We start from the raw sequence: 25,650 nt of genomic DNA, 5'->3' as shown, positions 1-25,650 counted from the left end.
TTTCATTTTAACAATTTCTTATAAGATTTTAAGTAAAAAAAGAAACCTACATCCTAATTGAGCGCTCATTGCAGTCAGATAGAATATAGGTCTTCCAAGTGGACTAATCAATTATAATGGTGGCGGCTGCACCAATAGCAACTTCCCAAGCTGAATGACCGTTTGATCATACCAAGCCGGATGTTGCCGAACATGTTCCATACTTCTTTCATTGCCACTTGCCTCAAACACGGCCGCTTTATCTGTCTTCTCGTGATCAACTTCGAAACGAATTGTATGTTTCCCATTTGGTAGCTCCGGTAAGAAAACATACTGATTGCGATTATGATCGTTATATGAAGTGAATCGATCGATAAGAAAGGGTTCCTCTCCATCCACCGACACCTTCAATCTGCCGGAATCCGGCCCCCCGATATCGAATAATCCGATGTGGGTTCCCTCAAACTCCACTGTGATCGTCTCTCCGGGATCGACTGCTCGCCATAGACCGGGGAACAACCAATCGTACTCGCGCACTAAAGGAAAATCATCAGGGGTCATGTAAGACCACCCTGCGGAAAAATGAGTGAAAATATCCAGTGGCAGCATGGTTGCATACTCCCAAGGATTGGCCGGGACCAAAGGGTCCTGCGGCATGTGATGTTCGACCTTTCCCACGTGATCTCGAAGTTCTCTCATTTTCTCAATCGACCGTGTGATTGTATCTGTGTAAATCTGATGTCCATCTGGAATCGTTGGATGGATAGAATCATGTGTAAAAATAACGGCTCCGGGGATGGACACGTCTTCCCTTGAAGTAAAAATAAGCTTTCCAGCTGAAACCAATTGACTGACCGCTATACCCAGATGAATCGAAGGAATACCATAATAGTCGGCGACTTCATCTTGCATAAGAGCTCCCTTCTGGTATTCGCCTGATTGAAATGAGGTCAAATCCCGCTCCTTAACCGTATATACAAACAGGATATCCGTAAAACGGCTCCGCTTGCGGATCTGTCGGACAATTCCTTCGATTCGCGCTTTGGATTCGGGGACTCCCCCATCGTTTCCAACAAATTCAACAAATACGAGATCAGGCTGATGACTTAGTACATCTGTCTCCAAACGGGCGCAGCCGAGGTCCGATCCTGTCCCATCAATGCCTGCATTCACAGAACGGATATCTGCATGGGGATATTGCCCTCGCAGCCAATCCGCCGTCATGACCCTGTATCCTTCAGAACGCGTATTACTGCCGCCAAAATAGACGATTGTTACTGTTTCCCCATTTTCCAACTTCTGAATGACATTAGGCAGCCCTCTTCGAGGGAAAAATTCCTTCATCACGACTTCACCCGCCCTCACTTAGCGTTTTTAGGAGCAAAAAATTTTACAGCAAACACTTCATAATAAGGTGAACCATACGTTGCACAGAAATCAAACCGGATTCGGGTAACACCTTTTGCATGCACCTGATGTTTATTCAACGAAAGATAATTACCACGGATATTAATTTCACTCTCGGTTCCGTCTTCTAAGGTTAAGGTCACATCATAATCTTGAATCAACGGCTCGATCGGATCGTCGAAATGCTCCAAATTCAGCTGCGAATTGAAAACAAGATGGATTTCATCCAGATTCTTGGGGCTTGCAAAAGCAAATTCCAACCATTCCTGTCCTTCCGAACGTTCAGAAATCCAGCCGTTCGGCAGACCATAAGGTCTGGAGAAGCCATTGACGACATTCTCAGGATGATACATATTTTGAGATGGGAAAAGGTCTTTGAAGCAAATGCTTCTGTTGAATTTCTTCAGTCTGGACGGCTCTTCCGGTCTATAATAGAAGCTCACCGCTCCTGTCATTTTTTCTTCATTGCCATATACGCCAAGGCTCGCCGCACCTTCCAATACGATGTAGATTTTGTCATCAGCTGGCTTCTTGCAGCTGAGGTCCAGTGTAATCCAGTCATCGTGACCCGCTGAAATAAGCAATTGATAGTCTTTTAGCTCGCTGGTGGGAATATAGTTTTCCTTCCGCTCCCCGCCAAACAGCTTCACATGCAACGTTTCCGAATGCTCGGACCTGTTTTTAATTTTGATTCGCACGCTTTCAGCCACCGAAGTCTGAATCGGCAAGACCAAACATAACGCTTTCTCCAAGGAGATCTCTTCAGTTGGCTCAGGATTATCATAGCTGCGCTGAGACGAGGCACGAATCGTTAATCCGTCAGCAAAATAAGGATCCAGCTGCTCTTGAAGCCCTACAATCGTTTGCCCGTCTCGAAGCAGCTGCGTCTGAAGCTCACCCATATGCTCTTTGACTATGTCTGCGGGGTCTGAATCATATTTTACGCATAACGCAGCAGCCGTTCCTACCGCCTGCCCCATACAACCGCAGGTAGCCATGACCCTTGTAGATCCGAAAGCCACATGGGTAGCGCTTATATTGCGGCCAGCGAACATGAGATTGGGAACATTGCGTGAAAATAAGCTGCGGAAAGGGATATTATACAATCCCGGCACGAAATTCCACGCTGTAGCCGGCCCTTCATCGTAGATGCCTTTATTCGCATGCAGATCCATATACCAGCCTCCGACGGATACAGCATCTTCGAAATGAGTCTTTACTGTAAGATCGTTCTGAGACAGCATGTGTTCCCCTATAAACCGCCTCGACTCCCGCTTTCCCGGAATCGGGCATACATAATCCAAGATGAGATTGTCCACATCATCAAACTCACCGCTATTTTTGATATAATCCCAGATTCCATAAACCAATTTTCGCAGTTCCAATGCAATGTCTTCATTATTCTTGATAATATCCATATGTCCGCCGTATTCCAGCCACCACAATCCGCCAAGCCCATTGATTTTCCTTGGAAAAGACCGATGGTTTAAGCCTTTTCTGATACTATCGAAAAACTCCAGCTTCGTAATATCATACGCAAAGCCAGGCCTTCTGTAAGGAACGGAATAGTTTACGTCACGGGCTTGAAACAGAATCGTATCGCCCATGGTGTAATGATCCGCCACTTCTGGAGCGAGCTCCTCCTTGTATTCATGCTTCGCCTCTCTTCCCCATCGGAAGTGAGCACCTGCTTGGTATCCAACAATTCCATCACCGGAGCAATCAATATAGGTTGGGCTTTCAAAACGAAATTTTCTTTCGGAAGCCAATTGAAGGCCCTCCACCCATTTAATTCTGCCGTTCTCCATGCCCGTTTCATGTACACATGTATTCAGAAATAGAGAAATGTTAGGCTCATCATAAACCATGTCGAGCAAGACCGTATCCGAAAGCGAAAGCATAAGCTTCTTGTTGTATAACGGATTATAATGAAAGATCTTCAGCTTGAGTTCTTCTACCAATCCGCCCTCACGGGCATAATAGGATGGACTGTTTCCGAGATATGCCGACCCGTTGATATGAACTCTGACCTCGCTGCTCGCATTTCCCCCAAGCACCGGCCGATCATTAATAAGTGAAACCTGCAGACCTTGGCGTGCAGCTGCAATGGCAGCGCATATCCCTGCAATACCTCCACCTACGACGGTTACATCTGCTTTCATAAGCTCCATTTTGATAACCTCCATGATTAGATGCTTCTATCATGGTAATGGTTTTGGCCCCTTTTTTTTTACAGGATTTCGCGAAAAAATCATACATTTTTTGCATCCTTATTTGGATTCGTACCGTGTCATTTTTATCCGATATTGCTTAGGCGTATCACCCGTATATTCTTTAAACAGTTTGCAAAAGTAACCTTCATTGACGATGCCTACTTCCTCGCACAATTCCAATAAAGAATAATCCCGGACGTTTAACAACTCGAGAGCAAGATGGATTTTTTTACGGTTGATATAGCTGATCACGCCTTCGTTCATTGTTTTTTTGAATAAGCTGCTAAAATACGATGGCGCTAGATTCACTTCCTCCGCAATTGCCTCCAACGTTAAGCGTTGTTTCAGGTTTTTCTCTATAAAATGCATAGCACTCATGATCTCTGCACGATGTAATAGTTGCCCCGCGTGTACGTATTCGAATGTGAAGTCGCCAATATAGGCGAGCTGCTCCTGGAATGCCATAAATTCCATAGGGAAGTCTGCAACTTCCGTGGCCATCTTATTCCCTGATTTAAACTTCACGGTAATATCTCTGTACAAGTCTCTAATCATTGGCGCCATGATAGACTTGTGGATTTTATGGTCCGTAACAAATTGGTTCAGATCGGCAAGTGCATTCTCCAGCTCTTCCTTGGAAATCTTCCTTTTCAGCCGTATAAGAAAATCAGCCAGCTTCTGCTGAAAGTCTGCTTTTTTGTCATTATGGTATTGGAACCGATGCATCGGTGTTTTTACTACTTTCTCGGTATGATAATAGAAGTCCTCACTCACATTTTTAGCTTCTGTGTACGCCTGTTTGATCGATTCCCAGCCTCGGTGTGGACCACCAAAAGCGACAGATACCCTTTGATTCAAATATTGATGCAAGTGAGAGACGATCTGCCCTCCCAAGGATAGGCAAGCATATTCCGTTTCCATATCACTGCGGTTATTTTCCCAGGATAAAAAGCCAATAAAACGATTATCGGACAGATCCGCAGCTACCCCACTACCACCATTCATCACCGTTTCTTCGATGATATTCGTAATCGCATATTTCAAGATGTTTTGATCTGCGGCAGCGTATTCGTTTCGAAAGCTTTCATACGTATTCATTTCGACGATGAAGCAGCAATAGTTGGCTTGAAAGAAATGAAACTGCATGCGATTAGCAAAATCCGATGCCCGATGAGAAGGAATTTCGCCTCTGATGAGTTCGTTAAAAAATTGCTTACGCACTCTATATTTATTTTCAAGCACGGATACGTTTAACGATTGAAATTCCGCTTCTTTTTTCTTAAACTCATTTAAAATTCCGGCTGCCTTGTCCAAAGCTCGATTCAAATCCGCTTCCCTAAGGGGAACCTTTACAATGTACTCCAATACGTTGGCTTGAATAGCTCGCTGGGCGTATTCAAAGGATGAATAGGCGGTCAAAAGTATGTATTGGGTATGGGGGAGCTCCGCCTTGAGCTGCTCAATCATGGAGATTCCGTCCATTCGCGGCATAACGATATCGGATATGACGATGTCCGGCTTAAGTCTTAAAATCTCCTCGATCCCATTCAGCCCATTATTCGCTTTGCCCACGAGAACAAATCGCTTATCCCTATGAGAGAGTTCATTAAAAAACAATTCCAATCTTTGAATGATCAGGTCTTCATCGTCAACAATGAAACAGGTATAGTCTCTCACCATTATGTATCTCCTTTTTGCAATTCTGCCGGGAATAAAGCGCGCACACGGGTTATTTCCTTAGGTATGCTAATGATTTGCAGTCCGAATTGATCTCCGTAGTGAAGTCTTATTCGGCCATGAATATTATTTAGCCCGATTCTTTTCCTTTTTACTTCCATTTCACTAGGTTCTGAGATTAAAATATGCTTTATTTTATCAGCTGGAAATCCCTCGCCTTGATCAACAACTTCTATGATGACGATACCATCCTCCCTGTACGCATGAATCGTAATAGGCCCCTCAATTCCCCCTCCGTTATAACCATGGAAGATGCTATTCTCCACAAGCGGCTGCAGCAGCATTCGAAAAACAGGGAAATCCATTAACCCTGCTTCGATATGTTCAATCAAGTGGAAGTTTCGGTTATACCGAATGTTCTGGATCTCGATATAGTCCGCTACATTACGTAGTTCCTGACGTAAGGAAACCTTCTCTGAAGCATCGTCTATCCCGTATTCCAATAATGAAATGAGCGATCCGATCACCACATCTACTTTCTCTATTTGTCCGAGACGTATAACGTTGCTGATCGAACCCAGTGTGTTATACAGAAAATGAGGGTTAATTTGAGACTGCAGCACCTGAATTTCCAACTTCCGTTCAAGTTCATTATGAAGTTCCGCTCGCCGAATCAGTTCCACAATTTGCTGCAGCATACGATCGAACGCTCGTGAAAGATCTCCAAACTCATCGTTTCGATTAATCGTTATTGTCGTTGTGAGTAATCCTTGCTCCACTTGCTTCATTTTTGTTTTGAGTATATAGAGTGGTTTCCTTATATATTTGGCAACCAAAAAAGAAATGAGCAAACTTAAGAGAAGACCTGCAGCTAGAAGCTCAATATAATAGGTTTCCAATCTGGATAAAGCGGCTTTCAAGCGTGATTCATCATTGATTGAGATTATGGTCCAGTTGAATTTCTCCGTTGGTTTTTTCAGAAGGGAGACCGGAATGCCATCCATGGTATGCAGTTGAAGACTTGTTTCTGTCGTATCCAGTATTTGTTCCGCTGACGTTTCCCCGATCGAAAACGTATGATCTTGAATATTCAGTAGTCCTTTATTTTCAGAAAATCCGGCAATGATTTTACCTGACGCTGTGATCAGAGCCAGATTCATTTGTTCTTGTTTATTAATCTTGAACAAGGTTTCTTCAATGGCATTTAGATCCAAGTCAACCGCAATGGCCATAGGAAACGGAGCACCGTTCAGATATCGAACCATCGTAACGGTCCAGCCGGAATACTTCGATTTGTAAGGTTCACTAACAAAGGTAGTCCTTCTGTTCTTGTCAGCCGCATCAAACAAAGGTTCTCTTTCAGATAAAGGTTCATCGAATATTCGAGTAGCTGTACTTCCGCCTAGAATGGATAAATCGCTTTTGATCAAATAAATATTACTGACGTAATTACTATTGAGTTCATACAGTTCTCTTAATTGCTTTTTAATCACTTCCGTATTGTCAATATTGGCTTTCACTGATGTTTCGACTGAGAAGAGAATCGTCTGGAAGGAAGAAAAATTAACAGTGAAGTACTGGTCTACCTTGTCAAGGATTTGGTTGGTGTAAAAAATGTCATTGGTTCTAATTTCCTTTTGGACATAGCGATAAGACAATTGGCTTATCAAGATGATGCACCCTAATACAAATGCAAACACGATAAAAAATAATTTTAAAGGCAAGCTGATTCTTCTTCGCATCCATCATCTTCCTTTTAATTCTGTAGTAAACTAAGAATAGCATATACTAATAAAGAGAGGGGCTACGAATAGCCACTCTCTTCGTTTATTTATTTTACTTGATAAGGCCGGCTTCTTTAAATTGTTTGATTGCTGTTTCCTTATATTTCTGCATGTCAAACTTGGTATCCAACGTTTGGAGGAAATTGTCCCAGTTGGAAAGAGGCTCTTTGCCTGTCATAAATTTAACTAAACTTTCATTAATGAAACGTGTGCGGTCAGCATCCAAGGTATCGCTTGGGTCTGGGGTCAATAAATTTCCGGGCAACGTTGGCCCCACATATTGCTGATTGTCCTTGAAAGCTTCCGCCGTCTTAGGATTCTGGAAGCTGAAGTACTCCGCATCATCACCACGGCGTGGCATTCTATAATGATCGACCCACAGGTACTTCTCTTTCATTTCCTTCGATAACTCGGAGGTTTTATTTTTGATCTTGCCGTCCACTACATCCCAATGAATACCTTTAATTCCGTATGCAAAGTTCGGATAGGCTTCTTCGTCCGTAAAGAGATAATTCAGCATGGACAAGATTCGAATGATTTTGTCCTTATCCGCTTTCGCAGAAATAGCCCATGAATTGCCTTGGAACGATTTTCTCTCTACAATTTGATCACCGTAAGGACCTTTCATCGGAGGAATGACAATCCATTCCGGCACCTCGCCACTAATTTCTTTCATTTTCTGCTGATAATCCGGCTCCAGCCTGCGGGCATCTCTGATCATGAAGCCAACTTTACCCTTAAACATCTTTTGGTCCAACAGATCAGGCGAATTCATCGTCACCCAGTCTGGGTCTACCACTTTAGCTGCCATCATTTTGTTAATGTAAGCGAGCGCCTCTTTCATTTTGGGATCGATAAACAGGAATATCGGTTCATTATCTTTTATTTCAACGGCCGAAGGAGGATTGACGCCAAACATCCACATCAAGCTATCGAAGCCGTAGGTTTGCAGATTACCTTCTTTATTCATACCGCCGATAAATCCGTACGTATCGTTTTTGCCATTACCGTCTGGGTCTTGCTCTGTAAAGGCTTTCATAACTTCGAACAGCTCATCAGGTGTCGTTGGCACTTCCATATTCAGCTTTTTCAGCCAATCATTGCGGATGAAAAAGCTTCGGCTAATACCGTTAACATTATCATAGCCTGGAACTCCGATCGTTTTTCCTTGATAGGACATTGCCTCCCAGGAGTCGTCGCCAAATCGTTTCTGTAATTCAGGGAATTGATCCAGATACGGTGTCAAATCCGCAAGAACGCCTTGGTCATAATATTGAGCGAGATCAGCCCGGCTCTTTAAGAAGATCAAATCTGGAATATCTCCACCAGCAATGAGCGTATTCAGTTTGGTTGTTGCTTGCCCGGCTTGAGGGATCATCATATCCAAGTCGATGTTCATCTCTTTCTCCAACATCTGGCGTTGAATATCTTCATCCCGTGGAGGGATTGGAGCAGCAGCATTGAAAGTACCTTGGTTAAACATCGAAATTTTCATTTTGGTTTCAAACTGACCAGACTGCCCTGGCGAATGACTAGAAGCTGTTGATGTAACCTCTTCGTTTCCTCCACATCCTGACAGTAGCGTTCCCAGTCCTAAGATTGCCGACAGAATAGCATATGAAATCTTCTTACGCTGCATATTGACCTCTCCTTTGAATGTATATTATCACGGTTTCCCCGTAATAAGTTAGGTTGGATCACTTATTAACCTTTAACTGATCCCAAGAGCACACCTTTGGTAAAATGCTTTTGTAAAAATGGGTAAACAATCAAAATCGGAACCGTAGTCACAACAACGGTAGCCATCTGCACAGCGAACGTACTTACAGTTCCGGAATTGGCGAGCGACTCAGCGCTTTGTGTTGCGACGTTAAGCAGGATGTTGCGCAAGACGACTTGAAGCGGCATGAAGTTGGAATCATTGATATAAACAATGGCATCGAAATAACTGTTCCAATGCCCCACTGCGTAAAATAAAGAAATGGTGGAAATGACGGGCAAAGACAGTGGTAAAATGATCCGCCATAACGACTGAAGTTCACTTGCACCGTCAACTCTTGCTGATTCCTCGATTTCACCAGGCAATTGCTCGAAAAAGCCTTTAATGATCACCAGATTAAATGCACTAATGAGATTTGGAATAATCAACACCCACGGACTGTTTAGCAGCCCCAGAGAGCGAATTAGTAGATAGGTCGGAATTAACCCTCCGCTGAACATCATGGTAAACACAATAAATAGTAAAAATGGACTGCGTCCCGGCAAATATTTTTTGGATAACGGGTATGCCGCGATTACTGTAAAAAATACATTTAACGCAGTCCCTACAATCGTTCGAAACAACGTAATTTTATACGCCTGCCAGATCCCATGAGAGATGAATACTTCTTTATAGGCCAGAAAGGTAAAAGATTCTGGTATAATAACGATCCCTCTTCTTAACACTTCCGATTCTGGCGTCACTGAGACAGCAATCACATATAGAAAGGGTAGTAAGCAAAGCAGTGATAAAAAAATTAGAATAACATAAACGACGGATTGCCAGACTTTTTCCCCGATTGTCAAATTGATCATTTTGTTAACCACCTCACCAGATTTGCCCATCGAATTTTTTGGCGAGCTTATTTGCTGCCAAAACTAAACCAAATCCAATGACAGCTTTGAACAACCCTACAGCAGTAGCCAAGCCAATCTTAAGACGCTCCAACCCTTCACGATATACCCATGTATCGATAATGTCGATCTTCTCCTGGTTAAAGGTGTTGGCAAACATGAATATTTGGTCAAAGCCAGCATCCAGAATATGGCTTAATTTAAGGATCAGCATCAGAATAATGACTCCTCGAATACCGGGTAAAGTGATATGCCAGAGCTGTCTCCATTTGGAAGCTCCATCCATTCGAGCCGCTTCATATAAGCTTGGATCAATACCTGCTAATGCGGCGAGGTACAGGATCGCTCCCCATCCAATGTCCTTCCATATTTCAGATGCGATGACCAGCAGTCTTCCCCAAGCAGGCTCCGTTAGAAATGAAATGGGCTGAAAACCACTTTCCTTCAAAATCATATTAAAAAGGCCATCGCCTGGGGCTAATAATGCTACCATCAATCCATATACAATGACCCAAGACAGAAAGTGGGGTAAATACGTAATTGTTTGTACGATTTTCTTAAACCATTGGGTATGAACTTCATTGAGCAGTAAAGCAAGTAGGATGGGAGCGGAGAAACCGAACAACAGCTTATAAAGCGATATAGCAATCGTATTTTTCATGATGTCCCAGAAATAAACGCCGTTCATAAAATCCGTGAAATTTTTGAATCCCACCCACGGGCTATCCCATACTCCCAAAGCCAGGTTGTAGTTTTTAAAAGCAATCAATATTCCCGCCATAGGAATGTATTTGAATACGGCAAAGTAAATTAAGGCCGGTAATAAGAGAGCATACATCACTTTATATTTTTGGATCGTCCTTATCCATGACTTCCGCTTTTTGGAGAGGGGAATGGCGTCCGCTGTCAATTTCGCTTGCATATCATCACCTCGTCTTTGTTTGTATTTGTATATTAGCACCCCCCTATCGGATAAATTTCTGAAATTTCAAGAATTTCTTACAAGATATTAAGTAAGTGTGCCGTCCCCTATTGTGATCAGTGCCGAACAGTTGATAAATAGCCTGTCTTGGACTTGTACCGCAAAAACTAACCTTCTGGGATAGTTTAGATTCAGGTTGAAAAAAAAATTAAAAAAACAAAAAAATCATCGTTGCCTAGTTTAGTACTTAGGCAACGATGATTTTTGTTAAATATAACATCGACAGCAAGGCGTTTGATTCATTCCAGTTAGACTATTTTGTGAAATAATGACCTTGCTCCAGATCTGCGAGAAGTCCATGCTGGACAGGCTTCCAGCCGAGCAGCTCCTTCGTCCCTTCACTTGATCTTGCTAAGTCAAGCGACGCGACCATGCCTAGAAAACCGAAGATGGCTTGCGCTTCTTCAGGCGGGATGCTAACTACAGGCACATCCACATGACGACCAATAGCTGCGGCAATGTCGCTGAACGCAATGCCTTCATCATGCACGCCATCCAGTCGTGAACCTGCAGGTGCAGATTCTACAGCGAGGCGGAACAAAACTGCCGCATCCAAGCGATGAATCGCTGGCCAACGGTTAGAGCCGTCTCCAATGTAAGCCGAAGAACCTCTTTCCTGAGCGATCCGGATTAATTCCGGGACGAAGCCTTTATCTCCTTCTCCATGAACGGAAGGTGCAAGCGAGACGATCGATGCTCTCACGCCTTGTTCTATAAACGCAAGTGCCGCATCCTCCGATGTTTTACCATTCGCATGTGCTGTAATAACAAGTGGTTTACCGGAGCCGACAAGCGCCTCTCCCATTGCTTCGATGGCGCCTAGATCAGTTGCCAATGATGCGGCGAAATTAGAGAAATCGTGGTTAAATGCCAGATGAATAACGCCGTCTGAAGTGGCTGCACAGCTGCGCAGTAAATCCAGATCCTCTAAAACACCGCGAGCCACCTCGGCTCCCAAGCTTTCCAATACGTGAGCACCATTCTCTGAACGGGTCAGACCAACTACCTGATGGCCAGCACCGATGAGTTCACGAACAACGGCTGTACCAATATAACCTGCTGCACCAGTAACGAATATACGCATAATATTTGAACGCCTCCTTAAGCATTTGACGAAGATATGACTTCAGTCTAAACTATGAAGTGAACTCTAAGGCAAGCGTTTGGAGGTATGATTTCATATGAAAATTCAAGAATTAGCAGATTTGATGGGTTTAACCCCCCACACCATTCGATTTTATGAGAAGGAAGGCTTGCTTGATAGCAGGCATATTCAGCGAGAGAAGAATAATTACCGCAACTACTCAGACGAAGCCATTGATCGGTTAAAGCTGATTAAGAAATTTCAAGGCATCGGCTGCTCGTTAGCGGAGCTGAAGACAATTTTGCAGGATCATGATACGAACGCACGCACCAACCAAGAAGTAATCGAATGGATTCTTCAGAAGATCAATGAGATCGAGCGCAAGAAGGAAGAATACGATCATATGCTTGTAACGCTGAATTGGATGCTGACATACAGGAAGCTGCTGAATGAAGATCCACCAAAAGCTGAGGCTATGATGGCCGAATTACGTCTTAAAATCAACATCTAGCTGTATAATTGTGAACAAGCTCTATGGACGTAAATTCCACAAACGTACCCAGCTATAGCTTGAGGATATAGCTGGGTATAGTTTGAGGAACATAATTTGAGGAATTATACTTCTCCCCAATAAATCTCAGTTTTATAATCAAATTCAACAATACCATTTTGATTATTCCTATTAAATAAATTTTGCAGTTCTGTCATCATTGGATCGTAATTTGCATGCCCGGGTGCAGGGCTGTAGGAAGATGATAGCAACCGGCCTTTCAAACCCTCGAAATCGAACTCCTGACTCATTCTGAATCGCATTTCATGCATTGAACCTTCCTTGAAAAAAGAGAGCAGCATCGTCTGAGAAATATTTTTATGATTAACTTTTTCGTAGTCGGTTCCGTATGTATGAAGCAGTTGATTGTACTCTTCACGAAATGGAGTACCGTGTGTAAGACGAGAATTCCAGATGAGTATTACTTTCCCACCCGGCTGTAGAATTCTGCGGAACTCGATTTGTGCTGCGGAGCGATCGAACCAGTGGAATGCCTGAGCGCAGACAATAAACTCAACCGACTGATCAGGTAATCCAGTAGATTCTGCAGAACCTGCTATACTCTGAAATTTCGGATTACTTTCTAACATTTGCTCGGCGGCTTCCCGCATTGCCTGGTTTGGCTCGACTGCGATTACATCGCTTCCGCGTTCCAGAAGTAACTTTGAGATGATCCCAGTACCTGAACCGATGTCTGCTATGTTACTGTTCGCACGAAAACCGACGACGTCGTACAAATGATCAATAGCCTCTTTTGGATAGCTCGGGCGGTATTTTAAATACGAATCGACCCGGCTCGTAAACCGTTCTCTACTGTTCATCGATCGTCACGCTCCCATCAATATTTTGACAGCCGATGTACCGGCCACAGTACAAACCTCAAAATCTCGCGTCCCCAAAAAGCAAATACGGTCGTTCCGGTCCATGAGCTGCGCTTATCTTGGCTGTATTGATCGTTGATCATATAAGTCCGAGTCGAAATAGGACTCTTCAGACCGAACTCTTCCCATTTGGCCGGATCATTCGAACCTCCAAGTTTTCTAAGCATATTGGCCGACTCATGATCTATTTTAGCCGGAATTTGCTCAAATGCTTGGGTGATTTGCGTATGAAACTCGTCGATCGGGTTGCGACTGGTAATGCTCTCGAGATGGATGCTTTCGCGAATGTAAGAAACGTATGCCAGATGGTCAGCCCAGAACTCGTCGATATAAAAAAGCCGTACCCGCTGCTCCGATGGGCTCATCGATCTCTCGCCTTTCAATATTCCGAGCCGTTCTTCGTATAGGATTCGCCTCTGATCCTCCACCATATCCGAATAACCGTTCAATTCCCGCTGAATATCGAAGTTTTGACCTATGATAACGCGCTGAATATGCTCGATTTTGCTGCGGAGCGCCGGATCATCAAGAACCTCGTCCTGCTTGGGAGCGCGAAACAGTCTATGAATGCCGAAGCGAAGCATCAACTCGTCTTCCAGGCTTATATAGAATACGGAAGCTCCCGGGTCACCTTGGCGGCCAGAACGCCCGCGCAGCTGGTTATCTATCCGCATGCTTTCGTTCACATGTGTACCTATCACGTATAATCCGCCCAGTTTGGCAACCAGTTCTGCCTGAGCGGGATTACCGCCGCCGAGACGAATGTCGACGCCGCGCCCTGCCATATTCGTAGATACCGTTACGGCCCCGATTTCTCCCGCTTTGGCGATGATTTCGGCTTCTTTGGCATCGTTTTTTGCATTCAGAACCTGGCAAGGTACGCCGGCAACCGCAAGTGCCTCCGCCAGCACGTCAGACTCCTCGACGCTTGACGTACCAATAAGAATGGGGCGTCCCACCCTATGGACGGAAGAGATTTCTTGTACAAGCGCCTTATATTTGGCTTCTTTATGGGTGTAAATTCGGTGCTTGTGGTCGATCCGTATGTTTGGCTGATTCGGCGGAATTTGCACGACCTGCAGCGCATAGATATCCTCGAATTCCATTGTTGAAGCGTGCGCCGTAGCCGTCATTCCGCAAATTCCTGAATACAGGCTAATGAAGTGTTGAATGGTGATTGTACCGAGAATTCTACCACCGGCCTTCCACTGCAACCCTTCTTTCGCCACAAGCGCAGCTTGCAGCCCGTCCGGCAAATACCTGTTCTCGGCCACACGGCCGGTATGTTCTTCGATTAGCTCAATTTCACCGTCACGGACGATGTAATCGACGTCTTTTTTTAATAACGATTCCACATGCAGCGCACAATTCAATGACGTTAACAAATGACTATTATGGCTATCGTACAAATTGCCGCATCCCAGCAGCGACTCCGCTTTCGCAGCACCCGCATCATTCAAGTAAACGTTCCGCTGGAACTCGTCAAAATCGTAATGCTCTCCTGGCTGGAGCTGCCGGGCCACTTCTGCGAAAAGAACGCCGTCACTCTTGGAAGCACTCGAATCGCCACTAATGACTAGCGGCACCCGCGCTTCATCAAGAAGAAGTGAGTCCGCTTCGTCGACGACGACATAGTGGAAAGGACGGTGTACGGTATCAGCTTCATTTAATGCGATTGTGTCGCGCAAATAATCGAACCCTGCTTCTTTTGCCGTAACATAGGTTATGTCCTTGGCGTATGCTTCCCGTTTCTCGAACAGGCTCATGCCCGCTTGAACCGAGCTTACCGTTAACCCGAGGAAGCGGTAGATCGGGCCCATCCAGTCCGCATCTCGATTTGCCAAATAATCGTTAAAAGTGAGCACATGAACGCCTTCACCAGTCAACGCGTTTAGATAAGCAGGCATAACAGCAGAGAGTGTTTTTCCTTCACCGGTATGCTGTTCGATCAAATATCTCTCGTGCAAAGCGATAGCAGCCATGATTTGGACATCGTAAGGCTGTAATCCGAGTTTTCTCTTCGCAGCCTCGCAGACTAACGCATAAGCATCAACAAGCAGCTCATCCAAAGGCTTGCCTGATCTTGCTTCTTCTTGCAGCCGAAGGGATTCCGCCTGCAGCCGCTGATCGTCCCAAGCTTCCAAATTCCGTTTCCTGATAAGTTCCACTTTGTCTCGATAGTCTTTCAACAAACGCCGGGTATCGCGGTCTTTGAATTCACGTATCAACTTGACGACTACATTCATCGGAATTTGATTCCTCCTCAGTAGAAATAAGTGTAAGAAATGACTTAAATCATAAGCTCGTATTCGCCAAGTTGACCTAAAACACTGTATGAAGCATCTCATATGGCTTTTTAAACGGCATCTATTCCGTATGTCCTCATATTGACCAGTTACAAGAAAAGACTCCTTATGGAGTCTCTTCTTTGGATGTTAACACGTCAGCCAAATCATTCATTCCCGCCCTAGCTTATGAGAGACAACTGCATTACTTCTCCGATGGGAGCGGTGTAAAGAGCAGATTGACCGGCAGGTTGCTTCCTGGCGCGGCAGAGAAAAGAATCGTTACGCTCTCTCCATATGCCCCTGTGCGGTAAAGAACGCTTTGCTCACTTGAATTGCTAACAGCAACGTTACCATCAGCAATGGATACAACCTGATTGTTCACTAGAGCTACCCCTGAGTACTTCCCTCCACGAGGGTTAAATGAGATTAGTGTACGCGGAGCGACATTGTTCAACGTGATTTTGTATAATACACCGAAATTACCCGCATTGGACGCATCTGTATATGCCATTGGATCTGTTCCAACCAGATTGGGATCACTTGCGTTATCACCAAGCGGCAGGCGAGCTGGTTTGGCTCCCACTTGCTGATCATACGTTATGATACGAGTGGCATTAGGGTATGTTCCACGGTTGTGCACACCGTCACGATCAAGAACAGGTAGCATAGGTAAAGCCTCAAACGGATCTTTATTTTCTTCGACCAGGATAACGTTATAGTCGAGGGAATAATCACTATAAGCATCCGAATAGAGTGAAATCACTTGTCCTTCTTTTATTGGAGTTTTATTTAGTTCAGTCAAAATCAGTTTACTTTCTCCAGGTTGAATAACCTCTTTCTTTTTATCGGCTCCGGTCTGGATCGACTTGAACCATTTATCAATAGACAATTTTCCAGCTACAGTAGCATAAGGAGTAGGTCCTGCAAAGCCCATATTTTGTTGCTCGAATACTGCCGGATTTGGGTTGTTATTTGTTACAATAACGTACATTTTTACTCTTTTGCCTGTATTGTTGACATGATGAATCATGAAACGTGTCTGACCCGAAGACGATTCTTTATATACGATGCCTTCCGTATTCACCGTTTCCGGACTGTTGCTGCGGATCAGCAGACTTGGCTCATCCGTGTACGTATAAGGTACTTTTTCCATAGAAGTCACTTCGCCACCGTTAAAGGTAAATTTCTGTCCTACCGGCGTGAAGAGTAAATTGAAATCGGAAAAAGAATATAATGTCTCATTGGTTATAGTTATAACTTTGGAGTACGTGTTCGTCGCGCCGTGATTGTCAGTAACCGTGAGTGTCACCGTTTTGGGACCAGGTTCAAAGAAGGCCAGCGAATTGTTCTCCCATACCGTTTTTTTAATGCTGTTTTCATCATCTGTACTCTGGTCGATATACGTTATTTTTTCGCCCATTTTATATTGTTCCTTGTCAGTTGTGAACATGGCTACAGGAGGAAGATTAGGACTCAGAACTTGAATCGTAACTGTATAGGGATCACTCCATTGGCCGCTTGAATCCTGAACTTGATATGAAATCGTATATGTACCCGCTTGATCAAACGATTCCTGACGACCTGTCCAGCGTTCGTCAACGATCTTCAGTCCATTTGGAGAAACGTAAGAAGTTATATAGTCCACCTTATCGCCCGCAAAAATTTCCTTTTGGGAAACCAAAAAGCTTGCAACGGGTTTAGTATTTAGATTCAGCACAACCGTTTTAGCGGACTGATTCACTTTATAGGTGATGTTCAGAGCTTGAGTAATGGAAGTTAACGGCACCATGAACGTATTTTTTTGCTGATAAGCAGGGCCCTTCATCGTTCTGGACTCTCCATTTACGGTATAGACCGTGCTGTTGGTTTTGAATCGGAGCTCATTAGCACCACTGATGATGATGGTTTCCTTGGTCGTGTTATCGTATTTGACCCCGTATCCCACACGGTCCACGAGTGCGCGGATCGCAACATAGGATACACCGTTTTTGACAGTCATCGGCTGGCCAGCAAGATACGTTTTGCCATCCTGTTCCATTTTGTTGCTATTCATGTACAACGTCAGATTCCCGCCTGATGCTACGGTAGAATCCCCCCCGATGGATGGCTGCTCTATTTGAGCAGGCGGAGTTTGCGTTTCAACACCCTCAGTGGTTCCTTCCTGGATCGTAGATCCCGTTTTAGTTTCGTTTGTAGTTGTTTCCTCCCCGCCAATGGCGGATTTGTCCACATCTGTTTTAGGTGTTGCCTCCGTGCCTGTTGAAGTTGTGGTTTCTTTTACTTTAGTGGACAGAGTACTGCTGGATCCGTTACTGCTACCCGTTTTCACTTCTTGCTCTGCAATTGGTTGCTCTTGCTTTAGGACCTCAACCGATTCTACTTTTGCCGTATTTACTGACGCTGTGTCATCTTGCGGTGTTGATTGCGCATTCACAGAACCGACTGAAAATGCTTGAAAAACGGCTAAAGCGGTAAAAATGGACAATTTCTTCTTCAGATTCATGCTTTGTCTTTGGCTCCTTCTGCTCCCAAGTAATGTTTACCCACATAAAAAGTCATAGTATTAGACGCTAGTTTCAGGAAAAAGTTTCTATTGAATTTGTAAATTGTGGATTTAGAGCATCTATTTTTCAATGGAGATGCTTATCACATAATAATCAATGATAAAAAAACAAAACCCACCGTTTAAAGCTAAATGCCCACGGTGGGTTTTGTATTAACACCTTTCGTCTGGTACTCGATCCGTTGATATTCTTCCAATGTTCAATCATCCCTTTTTTACCGGAAAGCCAATCTCCTAAGCCGTTTGCAAAGCCCTGCTCACAAGATGTCCCAAAGACACACGGCTGCTTATCGAACCATCCAGCTACTGCTTAACCGACTTCAAGTGTCGTAATTGACCAGATAGTGATGAAGCTCTGTGTTATAGCAGCCGATACTGTGCTCAATGAGTCTGCCTTCCCCGTCGAAAGAGTTACGCAGGCGTTTGAGCACATGTGTCCCTGGTGGGATCTCCAGCAACTGACACACCTCAGGAGTTGCCTTCTCTACAAAGAAACGATCTCTGAAGTTTTCCAGCGCAATGTCGTTCTCCTCCAGTGAGTCATACAGCGACTGGATGTTTGTGACCATTTCTGCCGTACCTCCACCGGGTAATGCAGCTGCGGCCAAGAAATGTATCAGATGAATATAAGGCTGGCCATTCAAAATATAGAGCCGTTCAATTCGCTGACAATACGGGCCGTAGCGGTCATATTCCTCCGTACCGGCATCATTCGAAATTAACCGGGAATTCAGCTGTTTCTTTTCCAGCTTGTGTCCCTCTTCTACGAGCAGCTCTGTAAACCTTTTGCCCTTAGAGAGCTTCTGATGGGAGGTATTGCGCATGACAATCGTTCCAATACCGCTTTTCTTCTGCACATAACCTTCCTGGGAAAGCTCCTGAACCGCGCCGCGGACCGTCATTTTACTGACACCAAATTCCTTCTCCAGCTGCGGTTCGGAGGGGATGATGCTCCCTAAAGGATATACGCCATGCAAAATCCGGTCTTTGAGAATTTTCTGGATTTGCTGATATAAAGGACCTTGCTTGCGTTTCAAAGACACTCGTTGTTCACTACCTTTCAACATCTAAGGTATGGTCCGACAGCGCTCGGAGCACCTCGATCTCGGTAAAAAGCGCTGTATCACCTTGAGTGGTATGAGCCAGCATCGCTGCTGCCGCTGCCATATTAACCGTCTGCTGCTGCGGATATTGCTGCAATTCCCCATGAATGATGGCGCTGGCAAAGGCATCACCGGCACCGATCCGGTCATACACCGGGAAAGTCAGCTTGCGAGAAAACAGAAACGTACCCTGATGATAGATATATCCTGTCAGGGAATGCGTATGGTCAGCGTTAATCTCACGGTGGGTTCCCGCTGCCGTTCCGATTCCGAAGCGCTCAACCACTTCGGGAATCGCCTGCTTCAACTGTGTCATTCTATCATATTCTCCAGTTCCAAAGCCAAGGATAAACTGTCCGTCCTTCTCATTCATCAGCACCAGGTCCGTCAGCTCCAGCAGTTCCTCATAATGCGGGCGGGCCTTGGCATAGCTATCCGCTCCCCATAACGCAGGACGGTAATTGCAGTCAAAAACAACTTTGCCCCCGGTACTCTTCACTTCTGCAGCAAGCCGTTTCATTTGTTTACGCACACCATCATTCATAGCCAGCGTAATCCCGCATAAATGAAGAACGTCGATTCGGGAGGCAAGAGCAACCATATCGTAATTGCCTGCCTCCGCGGTATTGAAGCTGCTGCTCAGTCTATCTGTGTAAGTGACTCTGCCGGGTCGTGCTCCAAAGCCATTCTCCAGAAAGTACATGCCCAGCTGCTTGCCTCCCCGGCTAATTAGTGAGGTATCCACCCCAAGTTTACGCAAGTAAGCAATTGCCGCTTCGCCTACCGGTGTTTCCGGCAAGGTGGTAATAAGCGCACCGTTATGGCCGTACCCAGCCAGGGCTGCCGTTACATTAACCCCGCTGCCAGAAAAAGAATATTCCAGCCTGTTGCTCTGGACCAGCGTTTCATGGCCCGGGACCTGCAGCCGCATCATTACTTCACCGAAAGCCGCAATCCTATGCATACCGGTCCACCAGAGTTTTCATCGTTTCAAGCAGCCTGACCACATCCTGGACGTTCGTGCTTCCCGTCTGCTGATCAATAATAGATGAATACACATGCGGGATAACCTGGGGCACCCCGGCCTGAAGTGCAATCTCCAAAATGGGTCCGAAGTTATCCAAGTCGATTCCGCCCGTAGGCTCCAGAGCAAACCCGGTTTCCCCGCAGGCCTTGGCAACCGCGCGGTACTCCTGCTCCAATTTCAAGCCCTGCATGGGATAATATTTCAGCGCATTGCCGCCCATGTCACGAACCAGCGCAATGGCGGCTTGAACCGGAACAATAGCATACGGAGTGGTGCCTGCACTGACAGGGCCGGTCGATATATTCACATAGCCGGGTTGCCCGCATGGAGAAACCAAGCTGTTAATCCAGCTGTCTTTAGCTCCCAGATTGGCGCGGGTCGCCCCCACTGCTGGAAATACCTGATTAATATGGCTCCCCGGGTAACTTGCGGCAATCTCCGCCACAACTGCCGCCTGTCGGTTATCTCCGGCACCTAGTCCGATGGATACAGCGTCCTCGATCGTCTGACCGTATAGAGTCATCGCGGCTGCCGCTTCCTCCGCCGTAGCATAATTTTTGGAAAGCACACCTACCAAAACATATCCTTCCGCAGCCTCGTACACTTCCTTCGCGTTCTCGATACTGCCCGCCAGTACATTAAGTGCGGCTCTGTTCTTATATAGACGCTGCAGAATATTACTCATTCTTGTTTCCCCCTACGATTTCATGTATTCTGCTGACGATGACCTGAAGATCATCACCTTGAAGCGACCTTGGATCAATATCGAAATACCCCTGCTTAACCCCATAATCCCTGGTATATACGGCAATTACGCCTTCACGCAGCCGATCATTGACATGCCTCGCATCCACTCCTGCAACAGAGGAATCAATCTGGATGCGCCCACGGAAAATTGCTCTGCCCGCTTCATCCTGCACGATGCGGATTGAAACTCCCGGAAGCCCCTCAAGCGGCTGAAGAGCCTCCAGCGCCTGCCTCTCCCGTTCGCTGTTGTCGGCTTTGTCCTGGTATTCATCCAAAGCCTGAAGCAGCCCAAAGGTAGTCTCTTTGCCTACCTTCATGCTGCGGCCGATCCCGTGCAAATGTACCTTTAACCACTCGACATATTTCATTTTGCCGGCGACAATGCCTGAGGTAGGGCCTTCAATAGCTTTTGATCCGCTGTAAATCGCCAGATCCGAATACTGGACATATTTGCGCAGATCCTCTTCCGCAGCCGCATCGACGATCAGTGGCACCCCTCTGCGCGCTGCAACCTCCCACGCTTCCTCTACAGAAATCATGTTCTTCTGGACGGCGTGGTGGGATTTGACATAAAGAATGGCTGCGGTGCGTTCACCAATCGCCTGTTCAATATGCTCCTTGCGGCCTTCATTGGCATATCCAACCTCCACCACTCTGCCTCCGCCAAGGAATACCATGGTTTCGACCGGAGCTCCATACTGCACGTTATGGCCCTTCAGCATAATAATCTCATTTTTCAATACCGGCTCCTGATGCAGGCGAAGGCTGATTCGCGGATCTCCGGAAGTCACAAAGGCTGCCACCGACAGCGCAATGCCGCTGGATGCTGAGTTCACGACAACCGCCCCTTCCGAGCCAAGCAGTCGTGCAATATATTCTCCGGATTTGTCCACAAGATCCGCAATTTCCACGTACTGCTGTCCGCCCTGCTTCATCGCCTCCATGACCGAATCTGTTGGTGCGGAAACGCCAAGGATGCTCATTCTTCCACTGGCATTAATAACCCGTTTCAATCCATACCTAGCCTGTAATGAATGCCCCATTCGTAAAGACTCCTTTAGCCTCAATATAGTACTGCGCGACCCGAACATCGCCTTCCGAGTCCTTAAGCTGCTTCTCCCCTGCTTCCAGTGCAAACAAAGTCAGGTTGGCTTGCTGTCCCACCCTTATCTGTCCGAGCTCCGGCTTGCCGAGCCACTCCGCTGCGCTGCTTGTTACAGCTTGGATGACCTCTTCCAGGCTATAGCCGAGAATCAAAAATTTTGTCAGCACATTTGACATATTGTACACCGGTCCGTTCAGACGGTTGCCCCGGTAGATATCCGTGCTGATGGTATTCAGCGCAATGCCTGCCGCCTTGGCCTGTTCTGCAATCTGGAAGGAGAAACTCGCCGTTCCATGCCCCACATCCAGATGAACTCCTCGGGCAGCTGCATCCAGCAACCCTTGCAGGGGTCTTCCGTCCGCGTGGAACAGATTGTTGGACTTGCCGTTAAGGTAATGGGTGATTACATCACCCGGTTGCAGCAGCTCCAGCACCTCGGATATCGCGGGCGGAGCGGAGCCAATATGCACCATGAGCGGAAGCTTCGTTTCTTCCGACAGTGTGCGTGCCAGCTTGAGCGGCTGTATACCGCTGTCTTTGACAACACTCTGGCTGATGCGGGCTTTCAGACCGACGATGAATTCAGGATAGGTCGCTGCCGCCTCCAGAACTTTGTCCCGGTCAATCCATTCCAGCTGAGACAATTCATCTGTCCGTTCAAGCCCGATTCTTGAAATATTTAGTAAAGCAAATACTCGGGTATCAGCCTTCAGACTGGCTGTATACAAAGCTCCTATTCGATCTGCACCACAGCTTCCGGCATCCACCAGCGTCGTTACTCCCTGCTTCACTCCAATTTCGTCGATATCATCGCCATAGGGATCAAGCTCCGGCACGGCGTGCACATGCAAATCAATCCATCCGCTGGACACATATAACCCCGTACAGTCTAGCCCGCTCTCTCCTTTCGCCTGGGCTGCCGGTGTAATGGCGGTGATAATCCCATCCTGAATGGCTATATCCATTATTCGCCCATCCACAAGCTGCAAATTGCGCAGCACATTCTCTGTGCCCACTCATCCCATCTCCTTCTTCAACCCCGGTATACAGAAAAAATTCAAAAAAAATGATTAGTGCCTTGGAAGCAAACATCCCTAAATTGAATAATAAACTTGGTGAGCTGCTCCACTTTAAAGATTATAATGTTATAATGTTTATATTAGCACGGTGTAATCTAGAAGAGAACAGTGATTTATAATCCCAAGATATATCATCCGAATATTCAACTCTGGAGGGACTGTTTTATGGCAAATCCGGCACTCAAGCCATCCTTGCTCAAAAGGTTCCGGCTTAGCTGGAATCATTTCAAATCAAGGCTTCTGCTGAAATATGCATTTTCCTACATCTTAATATTTCTTATCCCTCTAACTGGTGTAACCATTTTCGTTTATGAGAACGCTGTCAAGGGCCTGCGTGTCGAAATTGAACAATCCAATGTCAATCAGCTCAATCAAGTGAAGAGCACCATCGATACCCGTATGAAAGAGCTTCAGGAAATAGCGGGGAGAATCGCCTATGACAGGCATCTGACCCCCTATATGGTTCGGCATCCCTACTACAGTCTGGAGGCGATTCAGACGTTGGCGAATTACAAAGCCAGCAGCAACATAGCAGAGGATCTTCTTCTCTATTTTCATGGCGATTCCAACATCTATTCACACCGCGGTCTGGCTAATCTTCATGTCACCTTTGATTCCTATTATCAGTTCGAACGCTGGACCTCGGAAGAATTGCGACGAGATTTGAATGAAACCCGGCAGCCCTTGGTACGTCCCGCTGAGAATGTAACGGTCAATTCCCGCAAGGATCCGATGCTCGTCATGCTCGTACCCATTAAACCGAATGACCCGTTTCCATACGGGACCGTTCTCTATTTAATGAAAGAATCCAATCTTACCGGGGTCATGGATTCGATTTTGAGTGATTTCTCAGGCAGCAGCTATATTTTTGGTCCCTCCGGAGAGGTGCTAACGGCGAACAACCATGGCGTCAGCCTTCCCCAGGACGAGCTTAAAACTTTATCCACACTTAAACCTGGTATTCATAATCTGGAGCTGAACCGGGAACCATACTCCGTCGTTTCCGTACAATCTGAAGAAAATGGCTGGACCTATGTGACAACGATGCCAAGCTTCCAGTTCTTCAGTCGTGTCGCCCATGTCCAGACCCTGATTCTGATTGTCTTCTGTATAACAGTCATTACCGGCATAGCCGCCGCAATGCTGCTGGCCAAACGGCAGTACCATCCAATTAGGGATCTAATGGAATTCGCGAAGCTGAGAGGAAGTGGCCCTGATGCTCCCAAGCTCCGCAATGAATGGGAATGGATTCGGCAGACTCTCCACGATTACAGTGCCAGAATTGATCTTCAGGAACCCTTCGTCCGCAATCAGTGCATGCTGCTGCTGCTCAAGCACGGCAAGCCGGATGATCCTGAAATAGAGCAGATGATCCTCAGCGCAGGCTTCAAGCATCCTCAGGGAAAAGGCCTCTATTTCTCGGCAATCCTATCCTGGGATGAAACTCTGCCAGGCGCCAAGTCCTGGCAGGAACGCCATCTGTTGCAGGAAATTCTGAGTAATGTATGTCTGTCCGATCCCGATGCACAGATCTTCGGTGTGGAATTCTCGGTCAAGGACCAGTTTGCCCTGATTATTTCGCTTGCCGACGATATGGATATACCGGTTCACAGCCGGATGGAGCAGGTTATTGAAGCTATTCTAGCAGTAATCCGCAAACACTCGCAGCTGTCTCTGAGTATCGGTGTTGGTATGGCCTACCGGGATCTGGCTCTCCTTAACCAATCCTTCATTGAAGCTGCTGCAGCTTTGGAGCACCGGATGATCCGGCGCAGCGGGCAGGTATCTTACTTCGAGCAGCTCGCTGAGCTGGTCCCTTCCGCTGCGCAGAGCTTCTGGATTCCGCGTAAATCCATGCTGAAGCTGGAGCAGAGTCTGAAGCAGGGCAATGAATCGGTAGCCGCCCAGATGATTGTTGATACCATTGATAAAATCAAAGACGAGCCGCTGCAGGTTCATTTGCTGCGCTGCATTTGCTTCGATTTGCTGAACGCTTTTCTGCGCACAGCCTCCGAGTTTGGCATGAACGAAGTGTTCGCCAACATGCCGGAATTGACTTCCTTTGAAACCCTCGAAGAGCTTGAGAACCGTCTGCTCTCTTTGGCTTCTGCTATTTGTGCTCAGGTCGAACAAAATACGGAGACAAGCGAGCCTTCATTAATGGATGACATTCTGGCTTACGTGGACAGGCAGTTCGCAGACTACACCCTCAGCCTGGAGCATGTGGCGCTTAAGTTTGCCATTTCGACCTCTTATTTAAGCCGTAGCTTCAAAGATAAAACCGGCAGCAATTTCTCACAATATATCTGGCAGCGGCGTGTGGATGAGGTCATACGGCTGCTACAGAGCACTAGTGCACCGCTCAAAGAAATTATTGAGCAGGTCGGTTATTTGGATGCGCCGAATTTCATTCGCAAGTTCAAAAAAGAAACCGGTCTGACGCCGGGGCAGTACCGCAAGGAACATGCCCTGAAGGTGGCTACCGCGAAAAGACCGGTTTAACTTGGCGGATCTTCCGCCCTTTCTGGAAAGCTTACATTACAGCGCCAAGCATATAAATTCTTATGC

Annotated in this window: 18 protein-coding genes; 2 read left to right on the top strand and 16 right to left on the bottom strand. The window is 46.1% G+C overall.

Features of this window, described 5'->3' with window-relative positions:
* Positions 1-111: 111 nt before the first annotated feature.
* The 8 genes from P364_RS0109685 to P364_RS0109650 form a co-directional block, all read right to left on the bottom strand.
* Positions 112-1,323, bottom strand: a complete 1,212-nt coding sequence (locus tag P364_RS0109685; RefSeq protein ID WP_024629938.1) for a GDSL-type esterase/lipase family protein — start codon at positions 1,321-1,323, stop codon at positions 112-114.
* Positions 1,324-1,340: 17 nt separating this feature from the next.
* Positions 1,341-3,557: an FAD-dependent oxidoreductase gene (locus P364_RS0109680; protein WP_236642107.1), complete on the bottom strand. Its 2,217-nt coding sequence runs from the start codon at positions 3,555-3,557 to the stop codon at positions 1,341-1,343.
* A gap of 99 nt (positions 3,558-3,656) precedes the next feature.
* Positions 3,657-5,279, bottom strand: coding sequence for a response regulator transcription factor (locus tag P364_RS0109675; RefSeq protein ID WP_024629936.1), 1,623 nt, complete (start codon positions 5,277-5,279; stop codon positions 3,657-3,659).
* Positions 5,279-6,946: a sensor histidine kinase gene (locus P364_RS0109670; RefSeq protein WP_236642108.1), complete on the bottom strand. Its 1,668-nt coding sequence runs from the start codon at positions 6,944-6,946 to the stop codon at positions 5,279-5,281. The genes P364_RS0109675 and P364_RS0109670 overlap by 1 nt, the downstream gene beginning before the upstream one ends.
* Before the next feature lie 166 nt (positions 6,947-7,112).
* On the bottom strand, positions 7,113-8,699 hold the full coding sequence (locus tag P364_RS0109665; protein ID WP_024629934.1) for an extracellular solute-binding protein: 1,587 nt from the start codon (positions 8,697-8,699) through the stop codon (positions 7,113-7,115).
* 65 nt (positions 8,700-8,764) lie between these two features.
* Positions 8,765-9,634 (bottom strand): carbohydrate ABC transporter permease, encoded by an 870-nt coding sequence (locus tag P364_RS0109660; protein ID WP_024629933.1) that lies wholly within the window; start codon positions 9,632-9,634, stop codon positions 8,765-8,767.
* Between the two features lie 13 nt (positions 9,635-9,647).
* Positions 9,648-10,595 carry an ABC transporter permease gene (locus P364_RS0109655; RefSeq protein WP_024629932.1) on the bottom strand — a complete coding sequence of 316 codons (948 nt, stop codon included), beginning with the start codon at positions 10,593-10,595 and terminating at the stop codon, positions 9,648-9,650.
* A gap of 313 nt (positions 10,596-10,908) precedes the next feature.
* The gene (locus P364_RS0109650; RefSeq protein ID WP_024629931.1) at positions 10,909-11,739 is read right to left on the bottom strand and encodes an SDR family oxidoreductase; all 831 of its coding nucleotides are present in this window, start codon (positions 11,737-11,739) and stop codon (positions 10,909-10,911) included.
* Positions 11,740-11,836: 97 nt separating this feature from the next.
* Between P364_RS0109650 and P364_RS0109645 the strand changes: the two genes are divergently transcribed.
* On the top strand, positions 11,837-12,250 hold the full coding sequence (locus P364_RS0109645; protein ID WP_024629930.1) for a MerR family transcriptional regulator: 414 nt from the start codon (positions 11,837-11,839) through the stop codon (positions 12,248-12,250).
* Positions 12,251-12,354: 104 nt separating this feature from the next.
* On the opposite strand, the gene P364_RS0109640 is transcribed toward P364_RS0109645, so the two are convergent.
* The 8 genes from P364_RS0109640 to P364_RS0109605 all read right to left on the bottom strand — a co-directional run bounded on the left by P364_RS0109640 (position 12,355) and on the right by P364_RS0109605 (position 22,968).
* Positions 12,355-13,110 (bottom strand): class I SAM-dependent methyltransferase, encoded by a 756-nt coding sequence (locus P364_RS0109640; RefSeq protein ID WP_024629929.1) that lies wholly within the window; start codon positions 13,108-13,110, stop codon positions 12,355-12,357.
* A gap of 17 nt (positions 13,111-13,127) precedes the next feature.
* Positions 13,128-15,416: an accessory Sec system translocase SecA2 gene (gene secA2, locus P364_RS0109635; RefSeq protein WP_024629928.1), complete on the bottom strand. Its 2,289-nt coding sequence runs from the start codon at positions 15,414-15,416 to the stop codon at positions 13,128-13,130.
* 244 nt (positions 15,417-15,660) lie between these two features.
* Positions 15,661-17,961 (bottom strand): stalk domain-containing protein, encoded by a 2,301-nt coding sequence (locus P364_RS0109630; protein WP_024629927.1) that lies wholly within the window; start codon positions 17,959-17,961, stop codon positions 15,661-15,663.
* Between the two features lie 380 nt (positions 17,962-18,341).
* The gene (locus P364_RS0109625; RefSeq protein ID WP_024629926.1) at positions 18,342-19,064 is read right to left on the bottom strand and encodes a GntR family transcriptional regulator; all 723 of its coding nucleotides are present in this window, start codon (positions 19,062-19,064) and stop codon (positions 18,342-18,344) included.
* A gap of 10 nt (positions 19,065-19,074) precedes the next feature.
* On the bottom strand, positions 19,075-20,088 hold the full coding sequence (locus P364_RS0109620) for a sugar kinase (RefSeq protein ID WP_024629925.1): 1,014 nt from the start codon (positions 20,086-20,088) through the stop codon (positions 19,075-19,077).
* A complete protein-coding gene (gene dagF, locus P364_RS0109615; protein ID WP_024629924.1) occupies positions 20,081-20,836 on the bottom strand; it encodes a 2-dehydro-3-deoxy-phosphogluconate aldolase in 756 nt (251 codons plus the stop codon). Before dagF ends, P364_RS0109620 begins: the two co-directional genes overlap by 8 nt.
* Positions 20,829-21,941 (bottom strand): DgaE family pyridoxal phosphate-dependent ammonia lyase, encoded by a 1,113-nt coding sequence (locus P364_RS0109610; RefSeq protein ID WP_024629923.1) that lies wholly within the window; start codon positions 21,939-21,941, stop codon positions 20,829-20,831. Before P364_RS0109610 ends, dagF begins: the two co-directional genes overlap by 8 nt.
* Positions 21,919-22,968, bottom strand: a complete 1,050-nt coding sequence (locus P364_RS0109605; RefSeq protein ID WP_052016584.1) for an amidohydrolase/deacetylase family metallohydrolase — start codon at positions 22,966-22,968, stop codon at positions 21,919-21,921. Before P364_RS0109605 ends, P364_RS0109610 begins: the two co-directional genes overlap by 23 nt.
* A gap of 279 nt (positions 22,969-23,247) precedes the next feature.
* Between P364_RS0109605 and P364_RS0109600 the strand changes: the two genes are divergently transcribed.
* On the top strand, positions 23,248-25,584 hold the full coding sequence (locus tag P364_RS0109600; RefSeq protein ID WP_024629922.1) for a helix-turn-helix domain-containing protein: 2,337 nt from the start codon (positions 23,248-23,250) through the stop codon (positions 25,582-25,584).
* The last annotated feature ends 66 nt before the right edge of the window (positions 25,585-25,650 follow it).

It is taken from the genome of Paenibacillus sp. MAEPY2, assembly GCF_000499205.1.
Taxonomy (GTDB): domain Bacteria; phylum Bacillota; class Bacilli; order Paenibacillales; family Paenibacillaceae; genus Paenibacillus; species Paenibacillus vandeheii.
The sequence above is the reverse complement of the archived record's forward strand: the minus strand, read 5'-3'. Positions and strand labels throughout refer to the sequence as shown.